Genomic DNA, 17,061 nt, shown 5'->3' with positions numbered 1-17,061 from the left:
CTTTTGTTTGTTATTGAAGCTTATAAATTAATGCATTTTTTGTTTTGTTCACTAACTTTGCTTTTGGGTATGGGAAGGTATTTGTAAAGTCTTTATCATATTTATTTAGCACTATTACATAAGCACCATGATTCTGACTTCTTTGTTGTAAAAAAGTTTCTTTTGTTATGGTAGGCATTAATGCTTTACCTTCAGTCCATCTAGGATTATCAGTTGTATCCACAAAAACTTGAGTAGGTGTTGTGTCCATATAATATACGATAGAAGTATAGTAACTACCATATACATATATTGGTTTTGATGTATCCTCAATGAAGGTTTTGAATTGTAATCCAGATTGACTCAATAATACTGGTGGTACTGTAATAGTAATAGCAGAGTATAACGTAAGTAATGGAACAATAGCATATATGGCAAGTCTGAAAGACGATGTTATGTATTGACCGCCAATATAAATTGTACATACTATGATAAAGGAGCCTACTACTAATGGTATGCTATCAAGGGTTTTATCAAAGGCTGTAGCAAACGTGAAAATTATATAATAAATACCTAATGGCAAAGTAACCCAATAATTAAATCTTTTCAGTGATGTGGTGAATTCACCAGTCTCTTTATCCGTAATTAACTCACCTATTTTAACTGCTGCCCATAGTATACATGGAATAATAGCAGGTAGCGTATAGGTTATATATTTCGTAGCTACTAATGAGTAGAATAGAACTATAACTACAAACCATATAATACCGAATAAATCAAAATCGTCTTTCCAGTTGATGCTTTTTAATTGATAACATATTACCGGTGTCCAAGGTAATAGTGAAAGCGGTACAATCAAGAGATAATAATACCATACATTAAATTTAGGATGTTCAGACACGAGGGCTCGATCTACATTGTGTAGGCCCAAGAATCCAGAAATAAATTGTTCACCATGTATTGAATACATAGCAATATACCAAGGACCAGCTATACATATAAAGGCCAATAGACCTAAAGGATTAAATAGTAGCTTAACATCTTTTGAAAGCTCGTAGTTTTCATCGTTCCTATGTACTACATAGCGTGCGCATACGTAAATGACTAATATGAGTCCTGGTAAGAGAATTCCTACAGGCCCTTTTGTGATTACGGCTAAGGCAGCAGCAATGTAAGCTTTTATTATTGATGCCTTGTCATTATTGTGAAAAGCTAAATAGCTATATCCAAATATGGCTAAGGTGAAAAGGAATAGGAAGCCATCGGTTATAACGGCATGTGATATATACCAAAACTGTAGTGTACTCATTAATAGAATTGCACAAAGTACACTGATAGAGACATTCTTAGACATGCGGTAGACCATGTGATACATAAAGGCCACACTAGCTCCCGCCACGAGTGTATTCGGTATCCGCGATGTAAAGTCAGATATGCCGAATAGTTTGTATGTTATCATAAGGGCCCAATAGGTGAGAGGTGGTTTGTCATACCACACTTGGTCATATATCATAGGCGATATCCAGGAGTTGTGTTTTAGCATGGTAATGGCAGAGAGTACATAGTTTGATTCGACTGGATCGGTGATAGGCAAATAGGCGTTGTAGAAACCATAACTCAGGACAGTCAATAAAAATAAAGCGCCTATACGCAGAGCGTGATAATTCATAGTCAATACTCCTTACTTACATAGTTTATACTATTGTACTATAGGGATAGTTATATTCAAAACCTGTCTTGATATAGTATATTTAATTACCGAAATAAATATTGTATAGAATATTGTTTGTTCAGGATACATGAAATGACTTTTATGTATACAAGATACATGCTATAATGAGCGCATAAGATAAAATTATTTCATCAAAATGTCATTAAATATATGAAATAGTGGAAAGAGGATCTAATATGAGAAAAGAACATGATTTCCTAGGTGAGTTAGAAGTAGCTGATGAGCTATATTATGGCGTACAAACTATTCGTGCCTTAGAAAACTTCCATATTACAGGAAAACATTTAGACCAAGACTTTATTAAAGCTTTGGCGATGGTTAAAAAAGCATCTGCTTTGGCTAATATGAAAACTGGTCGTCTCAATGTATCTATTGGTAAAGCAATTGTTCAAGCTGCGGACGAAGTAATTGAAGGTCAATTTGCCGATCAATTCCCAGTTGACCCAATTCAAGGTGGTGCAGGTACTTCTGTAAACATGAACATGAACGAAGTATTGGCTAACCGCGCTTGTGAAATTTTAGGTCATCCAAAAGGTAGCTACGATATCGTAAGCCCTAACAACCACTGTAACATGGCGCAATCCACAAACGATGCGTTCCCTACAGCAATTAAAGTATGTGCTATTATTAAATCCAAACCTTTACTTGACGCATTGCAACGCCTCGTTGATGAGCTCGAGAAAAAGGCTGAAGAATACAGCGAAATCTTGAAAATGGGTCGTACTCATTTACAAGACGCGGTGCCAATTACATTGGGCCAAGAAATGGGTGCTTATGCATCTGGTATTCGCCGTGGTATTAAACGTATTAAATCTGCCGTTGAAGGTGCACATGTAATCAACATGGGTGCCACTGCAGTTGGTACAGGTCTTAATGCTGAACCTAACTACATTCATGATGTAGCTTATGAACTTAGCGAAGTAGTAGGTGAACCATTCTACACTGCGGAAAACTTGATCGACGCTACAAACAATACAGACGTATTTGCAGATATCTCCAGTGGTTTGAAAGTAACTGCACTTGTATTGATTAAAATGGCAAATGACTTCCGCTTGATGGCATCTGGCCCTCGTTGTGGTATTGGGGAATTAAAATTACCTGCACGCCAACCTGGTTCTTCCATCATGCCTGGTAAAGTTAACCCTGTTATCGCCGAAGTATTGAACCAAGTATGTTACCAAGTTATCGGTAATGATACTACTATTACATTGGCTGTAGAAAATGGTCAATTTGAATTGAACGTAATGGAACCTGTATTAGCGTATAACTTGTTCAATAACCTTTGCTACCTCAAAAACGGTGTAAATACATTCGTTGATAAATTGCTCGTAGATCTTGAAGTAGACCGCGAACAATGCGAATACTGGTTGAACCGTTCCGTAGGTATCGTAACAGCATTGTTACCACACCTTGGTTACGAAACTGCATCTGCATTGGCTAAAGAAGCATATGAAACAGGTCGTGCTATCCGCGATATCATCTTAGATCAAGGTTTATTGACTGAAGATGAAATCAATCATATTCTTTCCCCTAAAGAAATGACTCGCCCTGGTATTGCTGGTGCGAAATTGTTAAAACAAAAAGGTAACTAATACATTACCCTTTGTTAATAGATGAACAAAGCATGAAAATGAAAGACTGTCAACCCTTTTGGTTGACAGTCTTTTTTATTACTGATAAAATTATATATTGCAAAAGTAGCGTTTTCTGCTTTTGGATGTAAAAACTATAACTTTAATAGTGATGAGGTTTTCTTCCAAGGTTGTGCTTGGTTAATGGGAAGCAAGGTTATTTTAAAAAATGAAATGGACCTTGCTTTATTTGACGTTGCCTGAGCAGGAAAACTGAGACCTGAAAGATGTCTTTTCCATGCCGTTATAGAAAATGGTAGACCAGTGTGTTTGATAGGGGTGAAAGCAAATATGTTCAAACCTGAACAGGTAGGCAAACGAACTCGTTATACATATGCAAAAATTAACGAAGTTATTAAAATGCCGCATTTATTGGACATTCAACGTAAATCGTATGAATGGTTCTTGGAGAGTGGTTTACAAAATATTTTCAACGATATTTCTCCGATTAAAGACAATTCAGGTAATTTAGTACTTTCTTTTGAAGGTTTTAGCTTAGGTGAGCCTAAGTATGATATTAATGAATGTAAAAACCGTGATGCTACATACGCAGCACCACTTCGTGTAAACATTCGCTTGGTAAATAATGATCCAGAAAACATGGACATTAAAGAACAAGAAGTATTCATGGGCGACTTCCCATTGATGACTGATACAGGCACTTTCATCATCAATGGTGCAGAACGTGTTATCGTATCTCAATTGGTACGTTCTCCAGGTGTTTACTATAATAAAGAAATCGATACAATGGGTAACCGTTTATACGATTCCACAGTGATTCCTAACCGTGGCGCATGGATCGAGCTTGAAACAGATGCGAGCGAAATCGTAGCGGTTCGTATTGACCGTAACCGTAAGTTACCAGCTACAGTATTGGTACGTGCATTAGGTTGGGATACTAATGAAAGCATCCTTGACCTCTTCTGGAACGGTAAAACTGATGAAGATGGTTTGCCAATTTATGATGAGCGCATCGTTCGTACATTAGAAAAAGATACAACTCAATCCGCTGATGAAGCATTAGTTGAGATCTATAAAAAATTGCGTCCAGGCGAGCCTCCAACAGTAGAGTCTGCTCGTAACTTGTTCGATAACTTGTTCTTCGATGCACGCCGTTATGACTTGGCGCGCGTTGGTCGTTATAAATTGAACAAAAAACTTGGCTGGCGTCAACGTATGTTAGGTCACACATTGGCTCAACCTATCGTAGATCCTGAAACTGGCGAAGTAATCCTTGATGCAGGCGTACAAGTTGGGGAAGAACAACTTGATATCGTAGCAAATAGCCATGTATTTGATGGCGAAGGTTTTGCTGAATTCTACATCGTAAATAACGATGGTGTAGAGTCTAAAGTAATTTGTAACAACTGCAACTTGCCATTCGATCACCGCACAGTAACACGGGAAGATATGATCGCTAACATCTCTTACTTGCTCAACCTTATGGATGGTGCAGGTCACACAGATGATATTGACCACTTGGGTAACCGTCGTCTTCGTTGCGTAGGTGAATTGTTGCAAAACCAATTCCGTATTGGTTTGACTCGTATGGAACGTGTTGTTCGTGAACGTATGACAATTCAAGAAATCGAATCTATTACGCCTCAAGCTTTGATTAACATTCGTCCTGTAGTGGCTGCAATCAAAGAATTCTTTGGTTCCTCCCAGTTGTCCCAGTTCATGGACCAAACAAACCCATTAGCAGAATTAACTCACAAACGTCGTTTATCTGCCCTTGGTCCTGGCGGTTTATCTCGTGAGCGTGCAGGCTTCGAAGTTCGTGACGTGCATCATTCTCACTATGGCCGTATGTGTCCAATCGAGACTCCAGAGGGTCCAAACATCGGTTTGATCAACTCCTTGTCTAACTACGCGAAAGTAAACGAGTTCGGTTTCATCGAAGCTCCTTACCGTAAAGTAGAAAAAGTATATGGCAAAGGTGCTGATGCTGATAAAGTAGTTAAAGTACGCGTATCTGACAGCGTAGTATACATGACAGCAGATGAAGAAGAAGGCATGACAATTGCCCAAGCGAACTCTCCACTTGATGAGGAAGGTTACTTCACAACTGAACATGTAGCTTGTCGTCGTGGTCATGACGTATTAGAAGTTACACCTGATAAGGTTGACTATATGGACGTAAGTCCAAAAGAAGTTGTATCCATTGGTACAGCTATGATTCCATTCCTTGAAAATGACGATGCTAACCGTGCCTTGATGGGTGCGAACATGCAACGTCAGGCGGTACCACTCTTGCGTGCACAAGCTCCACTTGTTGGTACAGGTATGGAATATACAGCAGCGACTGACTCCGGCGTTTGCGTACTTGCACGTGAAGCTGGTAAAGTTGTACGTTGCTGGGGTAATGAAATCCACGTACTTCGCGATAGCGATGGTCGTGTTGATACATACCGCTTAAATAAATTCCTTCGTTCTAACCAATCCACATGCTTTAACCAAAAACCAATCGTTAATCGTGGCGACCATGTTGTAAAAGGCCAAGTATTGGCTGACGGTCCTGCTACTGATGGCGGTGAATTGGCGTTAGGTTATAACGTTCTTGTAGCGTTCATGCCTTGGGAAGGTTATAACTACGAGGATGCTATCTTGCTTAGTGAAGAACTTTGCAAAGAAGATATTTACACATCCATTCATATTGAAGAGTACGAATGTGATGCGCGCGACACTAAATTAGGTGCTGAAGAAATTACTCGTGAATTGCCTAATACTGGTGACGACACACTTAAAAACTTAGATGAAGAAGGTATTATCTGCATTGGTGCAGAAGTACATCCTGGCGATATCCTAGTAGGTAAAGCTACACCAAAAGGCGAAACTGAACTTACTCCAGAAGAACGTTTATTGCGCGCTATCTTTGGCGACAAAGAACGTGAAGTTCGCGACACATCCTTGCGCGTACCTCATGGCGAATCTGGTAAAGTAGTAGACGTTAAAGTCTTCACTCGTGAAAACGGCGACGAACTACAACCAGGTGTAAATAAACTTGTTCGCGTATACATCGCTCAAAAACGTAAGATTCACGAAGGCGATAAAATGGCGGGCCGTCATGGTAACAAAGGTGTCGTTTCTCGCGTTATGAGAAAAGAAGATATGCCATTCCTTCCAGATGGTACTCCAGTACAAATCGTATTGAACCCATTGGGCGTACCTTCTCGTATGAATATCGGTCAGGTTCTTGAAACTCACTTGGGTTGGGCTGTTCAAGGCTTAGGTATGAAAATTAAAGCTACAGACCTTCACATTAAAAATGTGTTGAAAGAAGCTCGCACTGATGCATCTTACTGGGAACAAATTGATGCAATCCGCGATCTTTATGCTCAAATCGAAGCATTGGAAGCAAAAATTGCAGAAGATGTAACAGTAAGCCATTTCGAAGAGAATGAACAAATCATTACTTTGAAAACTGAAATTCTTAAACATGTAGAAAAAGCAGCACAAAAGAAATTGGATGCTATGGGCGGCGAAGCTCGTTACCAAGAACTTAAAGCTATTGAAGCAAAATACAATGCACTTCATGTAGAATTCTTTGACTCTGAAGAGGATGCTCCAGAAATGGATCCTGTACTTGTAGAGGAATTAGAAGCAATCAATAAAGTTAAGACTACTCTTAACAATATTCACTCTGCTGAAGAAAAACGCATTGAAATCCGCAAAGAGTTGGAAGGTCTTGGCTATGACTTCGAAAAATATGGCATGCCAACACCAGATGTAGCAGGTATTCATATCGCTACACCTGTATTTGACGGTGCACACGAAAAAGACGTATTCGAAACATTAGAAATTGCTGGTCGTCCTGAAAATGGTAAAACAGTATTGTACGATGGTCGTACTGGTGAACCTATGGATAACCACGTAACTGTTGGTTACGTTTACATGCTTAAACTCCATCACTTGGTTGACGACAAAATCCATGCTCGTTCCACAGGTCCGTACTCCCTTGTTACACAACAACCATTGGGCGGTAAAGCTCAGTTCGGTGGTCAACGTTTCGGGGAAATGGAAGTTTGGGCTCTCGAAGCCTATGGCGCAGCTTATACACTTCAAGAGCTATTAACTGTTAAGTCTGACGACGTTGTTGGTCGTGTGAAAGCATACGAAAAAATCGTTAAAGGCGAAAACATCCCTGAACCAGGTGTACCTGAGTCCTTCAAGGTATTGCTCAAAGAACTTCAAAGTATTGGTCTTGATGTAAAAATCTTGAATGAAGATCAAGAAGAAGTTGTTATGAAAGAACTTGATGACGAAGATGAAGTGGTAGAAACTGGTATTGAAGAAGTTATGGAAGGCAGTGCAGTAGAAACTGACGAAGTAACTGTAGTAGAACCAGAAGTAGAGGAAGAAGCACCAGCTGACAACGGCGGTGAAGATGATATCCTTAGCCAATTGGCGTTCCCAATGGGCGACTCCTCTAACGATGAAGACTAAAACTATCTATAAGGAAGGGAGCGATAGTAGTGCTAGACGTAAATGAATTCGATTCCATGCGAATCGGTTTAGCCTCTCCAGAGCAGATCTTAGCTTGGTCTCATGGGGAAGTTAAGAAACCTGAAACTATTAACTACCGTACGTTGAAGCCAGAACGTGATGGTCTATTCTGCGAGCGCATTTTTGGACCAACAAAAGACTGGGAATGTCACTGCGGCAAATATAAACGCATTCGCCATAAAGGCGTAGTCTGCGACAAATGTGGTGTAGAGGTTACACGTGCGAAAGTACGTCGTGAACGTATGGGTCATATTGAATTGGCCACTCCTGTATCTCACATTTGGTACTTCAAAGGTATCCCATCCCGTATGGGCCTTATCCTTGACGTATCCCCACGTTCCTTGGAACGCGTATTATACTTTGCTTCCTACATCGTAGTAGATCCGGCTGGTACTCCGTTGACAAAACGTCAATTATTGTCCGAGCAAGAATACCGCGAATATGAAGCTCAATTTAACGAAGACGGTTACACTATCGGTGGTAAATCCGTCGTAATCGAAACCGTAGCTCAACGCAATGAACGTTTAGCTATTGTTCGTGAAGCACAACGCAAAGAGCGCTACAATGCAGCTCTTCGCGATGATGCAACAATCCCAGAAGCAGATAAAGAATACGAAGAATTAACTCGTGAAGAGCGCTATGAATTAGGTGCTGCAGAAGAGGTTCTCTTCGTATGTATCGACATGGGTGCTGAGGCTGTAAAAGCTCTCTTAGCAGAACTTGATCTTGAAGCATTGAATGCTGAATTGCGTGAAGAATTGAACACTGCTAGTGGTCAACGTAAAATTCGTGCAGTTCGTCGCTTAGAAGTAGTAGAAGCATTCCGTCAATCTGGCAACCGCCCTGAGTGGATGATTATGGACATCGTACCTGTAATCCCGCCTGAATTGCGCCCAATGGTTCAATTAGATGGTGGTCGTTTTGCTACATCTGACCTCAATGATTTATACCGTCGTGTTATCAACCGTAACAATCGTTTGAAACGTTTGTTAGACTTAGGTGCTCCTGATATTATCGTGCGCAACGAAAAACGTATGCTTCAAGAAGCTGTTGACGCATTGATCGATAATGGTCGTCGCGGTCGTCCTGTAACAGGTCCTGGTAACCGTCCGTTAAAATCCTTGTCCGATATGCTTAAAGGTAAACAAGGTCGTTTCCGTCAAAACTTGCTCGGTAAACGTGTTGACTACTCCGGTCGTTCCGTAATCGTAGTAGGTCCTGAACTTAAAATGCACCAATGTGGTTTGCCAAAAGAAATGGCATTGGAATTGTTCAAACCATTCGTTATGAAACGTTTGGTAGAACGCGGTCAAGCATCCAACATCAAGGCTGCTAAACGCCAAGTTGAAAGAATTGGCCCTGGCGTATGGGAATCCTTGGAAGAGGTAATCAAAGAACATCCAGTTCTCTTGAACCGTGCCCCTACATTGCATAGACTTGGTATCCAAGCCTTCGAACCAATTCTTTGGGAAGGCCGTGCTATCAAATTGCATCCATTAGTATGTACAGCCTTCAACGCCGACTTTGACGGTGACCAAATGGCGTGTCACTTACCATTGTCCGTAGAAGCACAAGCAGAAGCTCGTACATTGATGCTTTCTAGCCACAATATCTTGTCCACTAAAGATGGTAAACCAGTAGCGGTACCATCTCAGGATATGATCTTGGGTACATACTACTTAACAGTAGTACGTGAAAATACTAAAGATAATGCTAAAACATTTGCTACTTATGATGAAGTAATGCTTGCTTATGAAGCAGGTGTCATCGGCTTGCAAGATGTTCTCTATATCCGTATGCCTGGCTACGGTCGCGTTGAAACGACTGCAGGTCGCTTGATCTTTAACAATGCATTGTTCCCTGAATTATGGCAATATGCACAAAACGAAGATGGCACTTACACATTAGGTAAGGTTATGGATAAGAAAACAGTTGGTAAATTGGTTGACCAATGCTTCCAATTGTTTGGCAATGAAAAAACTGCAGAACTTTTGGACCGTATTAAATCCTTAGGTTACTCCTTCGCTCGTCGCGCAGGTATGACCGTAGCTATTGCTGATATTAAAGTACCAGAAGTTAAAACTGGCTTATTAGACACAGCGGAACAAGAGGTAGAAAAAGTATCTCGTATGTACCGTCGTGGTCTTATTACAGAAGAAGAACGTTACCGCAAAACAATCCAATTATGGACAAAAGCAACAGATGATGTTACTGATGCCATGATGGATAATATGGCGCGCGACAAAGATGGCTTCAACCCTGTTTACATGATGGCTATCTCTGGTGCCCGTGGTAACAAACAACAGATCCGTCAGCTTGCTGGTATGCGTGGTTTGATGGCCGATCCATCTGGTCGTATCATCGACTTACCAATCAAAGCAAACTTTAAAGAAGGCTTGACTGTATTGGATTACTTTACTTCCTCTCACGGTGCTCGTAAAGGTTTGGCCGATACAGCTCTTCGTACAGCTGACTCCGGTTACTTGACTCGTCGTCTTGTTGACGTATCTCAAGATGTTATCGTTCGTGAGGACGATTGTGATGTTGTAGGTATCGATCTCGTTCGTGAACGTGCTCGTTTGGCTACATCTCCGCGTCAAGCTTTGGAATTGTTGAAAGACAAACTCATTGGTCGTGTTCTAGATAAAGATGTAGTGAACGTAGAAACAGGCGAACTTGTTGTTCCTGCTGAAACTATCTTAGACGAACAATGCTTGGCAGATATTGCAGAATCCGGTGTAACATCTGTTGCATTGCGTGGTGCGCATCTAGGTTCTGATAGTGATATCAACCATACTAATTTGGTTCAAAAAATTATTCTTGGTGAAAGCGATGAACGCATCCGTGCAACATTAAAAGAAACTATGGTTCAAAATATGTTGAACAAGGATACTGTACATGCCATCGTTGATAGCGAAGGCGTAGAAATCTTCCCTGCTGATACACGCCTCACTGAAGAAGGCATCGAAGCGATTCTTAACTCCGATGTAAAAGAAGTACAAGTACGCAACAATGAAATCCACGGTATCGAAGTGGAAGCAATTGTTGAAGGTACTGGTGTTATTGAGCCGTTAAAAGATCGTATCGTAGGTCGTATTGCAGCTGAAGAATTAGTTAATAAGGAAACTGGTGAAGTTATCGTTCCTCTTAACGGTGAAATCACAGAACCATTGGCTGATGAAGTTGTAAAACACTATGAAACAGTTAAAATCCGTTCCGTATTGACTTGCCGCAGCCCGTATGGTGTATGTCGCAAGTGTTATGGTCGCGATTTAGGTACTGGTAACCAAGTTCAAGTTGGTGAAGCAGTAGGTATTATTGCAGCCCAATCCATCGGTGAACCTGGTACACAGTTAACAATGCGTACATTCCATACTGGTGGTGTCGCAGGTGACGATATTACGCAAGGTTTGCCACGTGTCGAAGAATTGTTCGAAGCGCGTAAACCAAAACGTAATGCGATCATCGCAGAAAACGAAGGTACAGTTCGCGTTGTACCTAACGAAGGTAAAAAAGGTACAAATACAATCTTTATTACTGGTGAAGACGGTATTGAACTTGATTACCTCATCCCTTATGGTTTCCGCATTATCGTTAAAGACGGTGATGTTGTATCCTTGGGTGCTCGTTTGACTGAAGGTTCTATCAACCCTCACGATATTATGCGCGTAATGGGTACTGAAGCTACTCAACGTTACCTCGTATACGAAGTACAAAAAGTATATAAATCTCAAGGTGTAGAAATTAACGATAAACATATCGAAGTTATCGTTCGTCAAATGCTTCATAAAGTTAAAATTGAAACAGCTGGCGATGCAGATATGCTTCCAGGGGATATGGTCGACGTTAATACCTTTGACGAAGAAAACCGTCGTCTTACTCTTAATGGTCGTGAAACTGCTACAGGCAAACGCACGTTATTGGGTATTACAAAAGCCGCTTTGGCAACGGATTCCTTCTTGTCTGCTGCGTCCTTCCAAGAAACAACACGTGTTCTTACCGACGCTGCAATCAAAGGTAAAATCGATCCATTATTGGGCTTAAAAGAAAATGTAATTATCGGTAAATTGATTCCTGCAGGTACTGGCATGAGCCGTTACCGCAAAATTGAGGTTGTGAAAAACACACCTGAAATTATTGATATTACTGAAGAACCAGCTGTAGAAGAATAATCTATAGGGGTATTAAAAGAGCGTGCCTTAGGGCGCGCTCTTTTTATATATAATTACAATTCACTTATAATAGTTGCACTTTAAATAAAATACATATAAAATTCGGTTACTTATACTTGTGTTATATCAATTATGCATACATGAAATGTGATTAATAGACATAATATTAATATTATGTATAAAAATGAGTTAAAATCACGGAATATTGTATAAAAATTAGAAATAGATTTATATGATTCGACATTATGAAACACACGGAAACGTGTACATATAAAATGCAGTTGTATAGCGGTGTTAACCCTTGAAAAACGTTTGACAATGGCTAGTGTAATTGATATACTTACATAGTGCTCAGGGGCTAGTATGCCTAAGTAGCATAGTTTCGTAAGGAGAATTTTACTATGGACATTGCCCATCTGAAGTCGATGAACAAAACAATCGGTGCCAAGCAAACGTTGAAAAACATTGCTAAAGGAACTGTAAACTATGTGTTCGTTGGACATGATAGTGATGAAAGTGTAGTTGAACCTATACGAACTGCTTGTGAAGCACAGGGCATACCTGTGAATGATAAGCACACTATGGATGACCTCGGTCGTGCGTGTCGCATTAAGGTGCGGGCCACAGCGGTAGGTATCCTTCGTTAATTTCGGTAATATCCGATGTAACACTTTGTTATGACGGATCAATTATAAATCTCAAATTTGGAAAGGAGGTGCCCAAATGCCAACAATTAATCAGCTAGTACGCAAAGGTCGCATGAGCTTGACTAAAAAATCTACAGCTCCAGCGCTTCAAGAATCTCCACAAAAACGTGGTGTATGTACTCGTGTGTACACAGCTACTCCAAAGAAACCAAACTCCGCGCTTCGTAAAGTTGCCCGTGTACGTTTGACAAACGCTATTGAAGTAACTGCTTACATCCCAGGCATTGGTCACAATTTACAAGAACACAGTGTTGTACTTATCAGAGGCGGTCGTGTAAAAGACCTTCCAGGTGTGCGTTATCACATCGTTCGTGGTGCATTGGATACAGCTGGCGTACAAAATCGTATGCAAAGTCGTTCCAAATACGGCGCGAAAAAAGCTAAAAAATAATTTTAGCCATTAAACGAAACTAACACACATCAGTATAAAGGAGGAATTGAACATGCCAAGAAAAGGCCCTGTTCCGAAACGTGATGTACTTCCAGATCCGGTGTACAACAGCAAATTAGTAACACGTTTCATTAACAAAGTTATGTACGATGGCAAAAAAGGCATTGCTGAAACTATCGTATATGATGCATTCGAAATTATTCGTTCCAAAATGGGTCAAGACCCAATGGAAGTTTTTGATCAAGCATTGAAAAATGTTATGCCTGTACTTGAAGTACGTGCTCGCCGTATCGGTGGTGCGAACTACCAAGTTCCAGTTGAAGTTCGTGCTGATCGCCGTCAAACCCTCGGTATTCGTTGGGTTGTAAACTACGCTCGTCTTCGTGGTGAACGCACTATGAAAGAACGCTTAGCAGGCGAATTGATGGACGCTTTCAACAATGCAGGCGCTGCAATCAAGAAAAAAGAAGATACTCATAAAATGGCAGAAGCTAATAAAGCATTTGCTCATTATCGTTGGTAATAAGAGGTGACAACTGTGGCAAGAGAGTTTTCCTTAGCAAAAACTCGTAATATCGGTATCATGGCCCACATCGATGCTGGTAAGACAACAACTACAGAACGTATCCTCTACTATACAGGTATCGTTCATAAGAACGGCGAAGTACATGAAGGCGCTGCTACGATGGACTGGATGGAGCAAGAACAAGAACGTGGTATCACAATCACTTCTGCTGCGACAACTTGTCAATGGAAAGAACATCGTATCAACATCATCGATACTCCTGGTCACGTTGACTTTACTGTAGAAGTAGAACGTTCTCTACGTGTACTTGACGGTTCTGTTGCGGTATTCAGTGCTAAAGGTGGCGTTGAACCTCAATCCGAAACAGTATGGCGTCAAGCTTCTAACTACGGCGTACCTCGTATCGCTTATGTAAATAAGATGGATACTGTAGGTGCTGACTTCTTCAACGTAGTTGACATGATGAAATCCCGTTTAGGTGCAAATTCCGTAGCTATTCAAGTGCCAATCGGTTCTGAAGATACTTTCAAAGGTATCATCGACTTGATGACTATGAAAGCTGAAATTTACTTATCCGATGACGGTAAAGAATTTGAAATCACTGATATCCCAGCTGAATATCAAGAAGTAGCAGAAGCTCGTCGCGAAATGATGATCGATGCTATCGCTGAAACAGATGACGATATCATGATGAAATACTTGGAAGGCGAAGAAATCACTGAAGAAGAATTGAAAGCAGCATTGCGTAAAGCAGTTATTGCTAACCAATTGTTCCCAGTTCTTTGTGGTTCTTCCTACAAAAACAAAGGTGTACAAATGTTGTTGGACGCTGTAATCGATTACATGCCAGCTCCAATCGACATCCCAGCTATTAAAGGTGTAATTCCTGGTTCTGAAGAAGAAACAACTCGTCCTTCTTCCGATGAAGAGCCATTCTCCGCATTGGCATTCAAAATCATGGCTGACCCTTATGTTGGTAAATTAGCGTTCTTCCGTGTGTACTCCGGTACATTGGAATCCGGTTCCTACGTTTTCAACTCCACTAAAGGTAAAAAAGAACGTATCGGCCGTATTCTTCAAATGCACGCTAACTCCCGTAAAGAAATCGAACGCGTATACTCTGGTGACATCGCTGCGGCGGTTGGCTTGAAGGATACTACTACAGGCGACACATTGTGTGATGAAAAGAATCCTGTAATCCTTGAATCCATGGAATTCCCTGAACCAGTTATCTCCGTTGCTGTTGAACCTAAAACAAAAGCTGACCAAGAAAAAATGGGTACAGCTCTTGCTCGTTTGGCAGAAGAAGATCCTACTTTCAAAGTTCGTACTGATGAAGAAACAGGTCAAACTATTATCTCCGGTATGGGCGAACTTCACTTGGATATCATCGTTGACCGTATGAACCGTGAGTTCAAAGTAGATTGTAACGTAGGTAAACCTCAAGTAGCATATCGCGAAACTATCCGTAAAGCTGTTAAAGCTGAAGGTAAATTCGTACGTCAGTCTGGTGGTCGTGGTCAATATGGTCACTGCTGGTTGGAATTGATTCCACAAGAACCAGGCGCTGGCTTCGAATTTGAAAATAAGGTCGTAGGTGGTGCAATTCCTCGTGAATACATTGGACCTGTAGAAAACGGTGTTAAAGAAGCTATGGAATCTGGTGTTATCGCTGGTTATCCAATGGTTGACATCAAAGTTATCGTATTTGACGGCTCCTACCATGACGTTGACTCCAACGAAATGGCCTTCAAAATCGCTGGTTCCATGGGCTTTAAAGAAGGTGCTCGCAAAGCAGATCCTGCATTGCTTGAACCATACATGTCCGTAGAAGTAGACGTTCCTGAAGAATACATGGGCGACGTTATCGGTGACTTGAACTCCCGTCGTGGTCGCATGGACGGCATGGAAGCTCGTAATGGCAACCAACATATCAAAGCATATGTTCCATTGAGCGAAATGTTCGGTTACGCAACAGACCTTCGTTCTAAAACTCAAGGTCGCGGTAACTACTCCATGACATTCGATCATTACGAAGAAGTTCCTAAGAAAATTGCTGAAGAAATTCAAGCAAAGAAAAACGGTTAATCTTACATTAGATTAATAGAATTACTATTTTCCTCGGAGGATAATTTAAAATGGCTAAAGAAAAATTTGAACGTACGAAACCGCATGTTAACATCGGTACAATCGGTCACGTTGACCATGGTAAAACTACTTTGACTGCTGCAATCACAAAAGTATTGGCTGAAAAAGGCCAAGCTGACTTCCAAGATTACAGCATGATCGATAAAGCTCCAGAAGAACGTGAACGCGGTATCACAATCAACACTGCACACGTTGAGTATGAAACTGCTAACCGTCACTATGCACACGTTGACTGCCCAGGCCATGCTGACTATGTTAAAAACATGATCACTGGTGCGGCTCAAATGGACGGCGCTATCTTGGTATGTTCCGCAGCTGACGGCCCTATGCCTCAAACTCGCGAACACATCTTGTTGGCTCGCCAAGTTGGTGTTCCTGCAATCGTAGTATTCTTGAACAAAGCTGACATGGTTGACGACGAAGAATTGATCGAATTAGTAGAAATGGAAGTTCGAGAACTTCTTTCCTCCTACGAATTCCCTGGCGACGAAGTACCTATCGTTGTAGGTTCCGCTTTGAAAGCTTTGGAAGGCGACGCTCAATATGTAGCTAAAATCGACGACTTGATGGACGCTGTAGACTCCTACATCCCAACACCAGTTCGTGATACTGACAAACCTTTCTTGATGCCTGTAGAGGACGTTTTCACAATCACTGGTCGTGGTACAGTAGCAACTGGCCGTGTTGAACGTGGTCAAGTAAACGTTGGCGATACTATCGAAGTAGTAGGCTTGAAAGAAAAAGCTGAACAATACGTAGTAACTGGTCTTGAAATGTTCCGTAAAGTGTTGGATTCTGCAGTAGCAGGTGACAACGTAGGTGCATTGCTTCGTGGTGTTGACCGTAAAGACATCGAACGTGGTCAAGTATTGGCTAAACCAGGTTCCATCAAACCACACACAAAATTCAAAGCAGAAGTTTACGTATTGACTAAAGAAGAAGGTGGCCGTCATACTCCATTCTTCTCCAACTACCGTCCACAATTCTACTTCCGTACAACAGACGTAACAGGTGTTGTAAACCTTCCTGAAGGTGTAGAAATGTGTATGCCTGGCGATAACGTAACAATGAACATCGAATTGATTACACCAATCGCTATTGAAGAAGGTCTTCGTTTCGCGATTCGCGAAGGTGGCCACACAGTAGGCGCTGGCGTAGTAACAGCAATCGAAGGTTAATTTAACCTTTTATGCTCATCGTAGTGATGCGTTGAGCACAATACATGCAGCACTCAGAGCGGCAGCTAATGCCGCTCTCGTGTTGTGTTTT

The 17,061-nt window shown here is 41.1% G+C and carries 9 protein-coding genes; 8 read left to right on the top strand and 1 reads right to left on the bottom strand.

The window, feature by feature from the left end; translation table 11 throughout:
* Positions 1-10: 10 nt before the first annotated feature.
* Entirely contained in the window at positions 11-1,648 is a 1,638-nt protein-coding gene (locus tag VEHSUH06_RS00705) for a glycosyltransferase family 39 protein (protein WP_105097404.1), read from the bottom strand.
* 239 nt (positions 1,649-1,887) lie between these two features.
* On the opposite strand from VEHSUH06_RS00705, the gene VEHSUH06_RS00700 reads away from it, so the two are divergent.
* The 8 genes from VEHSUH06_RS00700 to tuf all read left to right on the top strand — a co-directional run bounded on the left by VEHSUH06_RS00700 (position 1,888) and on the right by tuf (position 16,970).
* On the top strand, positions 1,888-3,303 hold the full coding sequence (locus tag VEHSUH06_RS00700) for an aspartate ammonia-lyase (RefSeq protein WP_043005780.1): 1,416 nt from the start codon (positions 1,888-1,890) through the stop codon (positions 3,301-3,303).
* 330 nt (positions 3,304-3,633) lie between these two features.
* Positions 3,634-7,788 (top strand): DNA-directed RNA polymerase subunit beta, encoded by a 4,155-nt coding sequence (rpoB, locus tag VEHSUH06_RS00695; protein WP_105097403.1) that lies wholly within the window; start codon positions 3,634-3,636, stop codon positions 7,786-7,788.
* A 29-nt stretch (positions 7,789-7,817) separates the two neighbouring features.
* Entirely contained in the window at positions 7,818-12,020 is a 4,203-nt protein-coding gene (rpoC, locus tag VEHSUH06_RS00690) for a DNA-directed RNA polymerase subunit beta' (protein WP_105097402.1), read from the top strand.
* Positions 12,021-12,421: 401 nt separating this feature from the next.
* Complete coding sequence (locus VEHSUH06_RS00685; RefSeq protein ID WP_105097401.1) at positions 12,422-12,667, top strand: ribosomal L7Ae/L30e/S12e/Gadd45 family protein; 246 nt, start codon at positions 12,422-12,424, stop codon at positions 12,665-12,667.
* Between the two features lie 76 nt (positions 12,668-12,743).
* Positions 12,744-13,118 carry a 30S ribosomal protein S12 gene (gene rpsL, locus VEHSUH06_RS00680; RefSeq protein WP_004693554.1) on the top strand — a complete coding sequence of 125 codons (375 nt, stop codon included), beginning with the start codon at positions 12,744-12,746 and terminating at the stop codon, positions 13,116-13,118.
* A gap of 52 nt (positions 13,119-13,170) precedes the next feature.
* Positions 13,171-13,641, top strand: coding sequence for a 30S ribosomal protein S7 (gene rpsG / locus VEHSUH06_RS00675; protein ID WP_004693556.1), 471 nt, complete (start codon positions 13,171-13,173; stop codon positions 13,639-13,641).
* A 15-nt stretch (positions 13,642-13,656) separates the two neighbouring features.
* Positions 13,657-15,732 (top strand): elongation factor G, encoded by a 2,076-nt coding sequence (gene fusA, locus VEHSUH06_RS00670; RefSeq protein WP_105097400.1) that lies wholly within the window; start codon positions 13,657-13,659, stop codon positions 15,730-15,732.
* Positions 15,733-15,782: 50 nt separating this feature from the next.
* Positions 15,783-16,970: an elongation factor Tu gene (gene tuf, locus VEHSUH06_RS00665; protein ID WP_009351099.1), complete on the top strand. Its 1,188-nt coding sequence runs from the start codon at positions 15,783-15,785 to the stop codon at positions 16,968-16,970.
* Positions 16,971-17,061 lie beyond the last annotated feature (91 nt).

This window comes from Veillonella sp. S13053-19 (assembly GCF_002959835.1).
In the GTDB taxonomy this organism is placed as follows: Bacteria; Bacillota; Negativicutes; order Veillonellales; family Veillonellaceae; genus Veillonella; species Veillonella rogosae.
The sequence above is the reverse complement of the archived record's forward strand: the minus strand, read 5'-3'. Positions and strand labels throughout refer to the sequence as shown.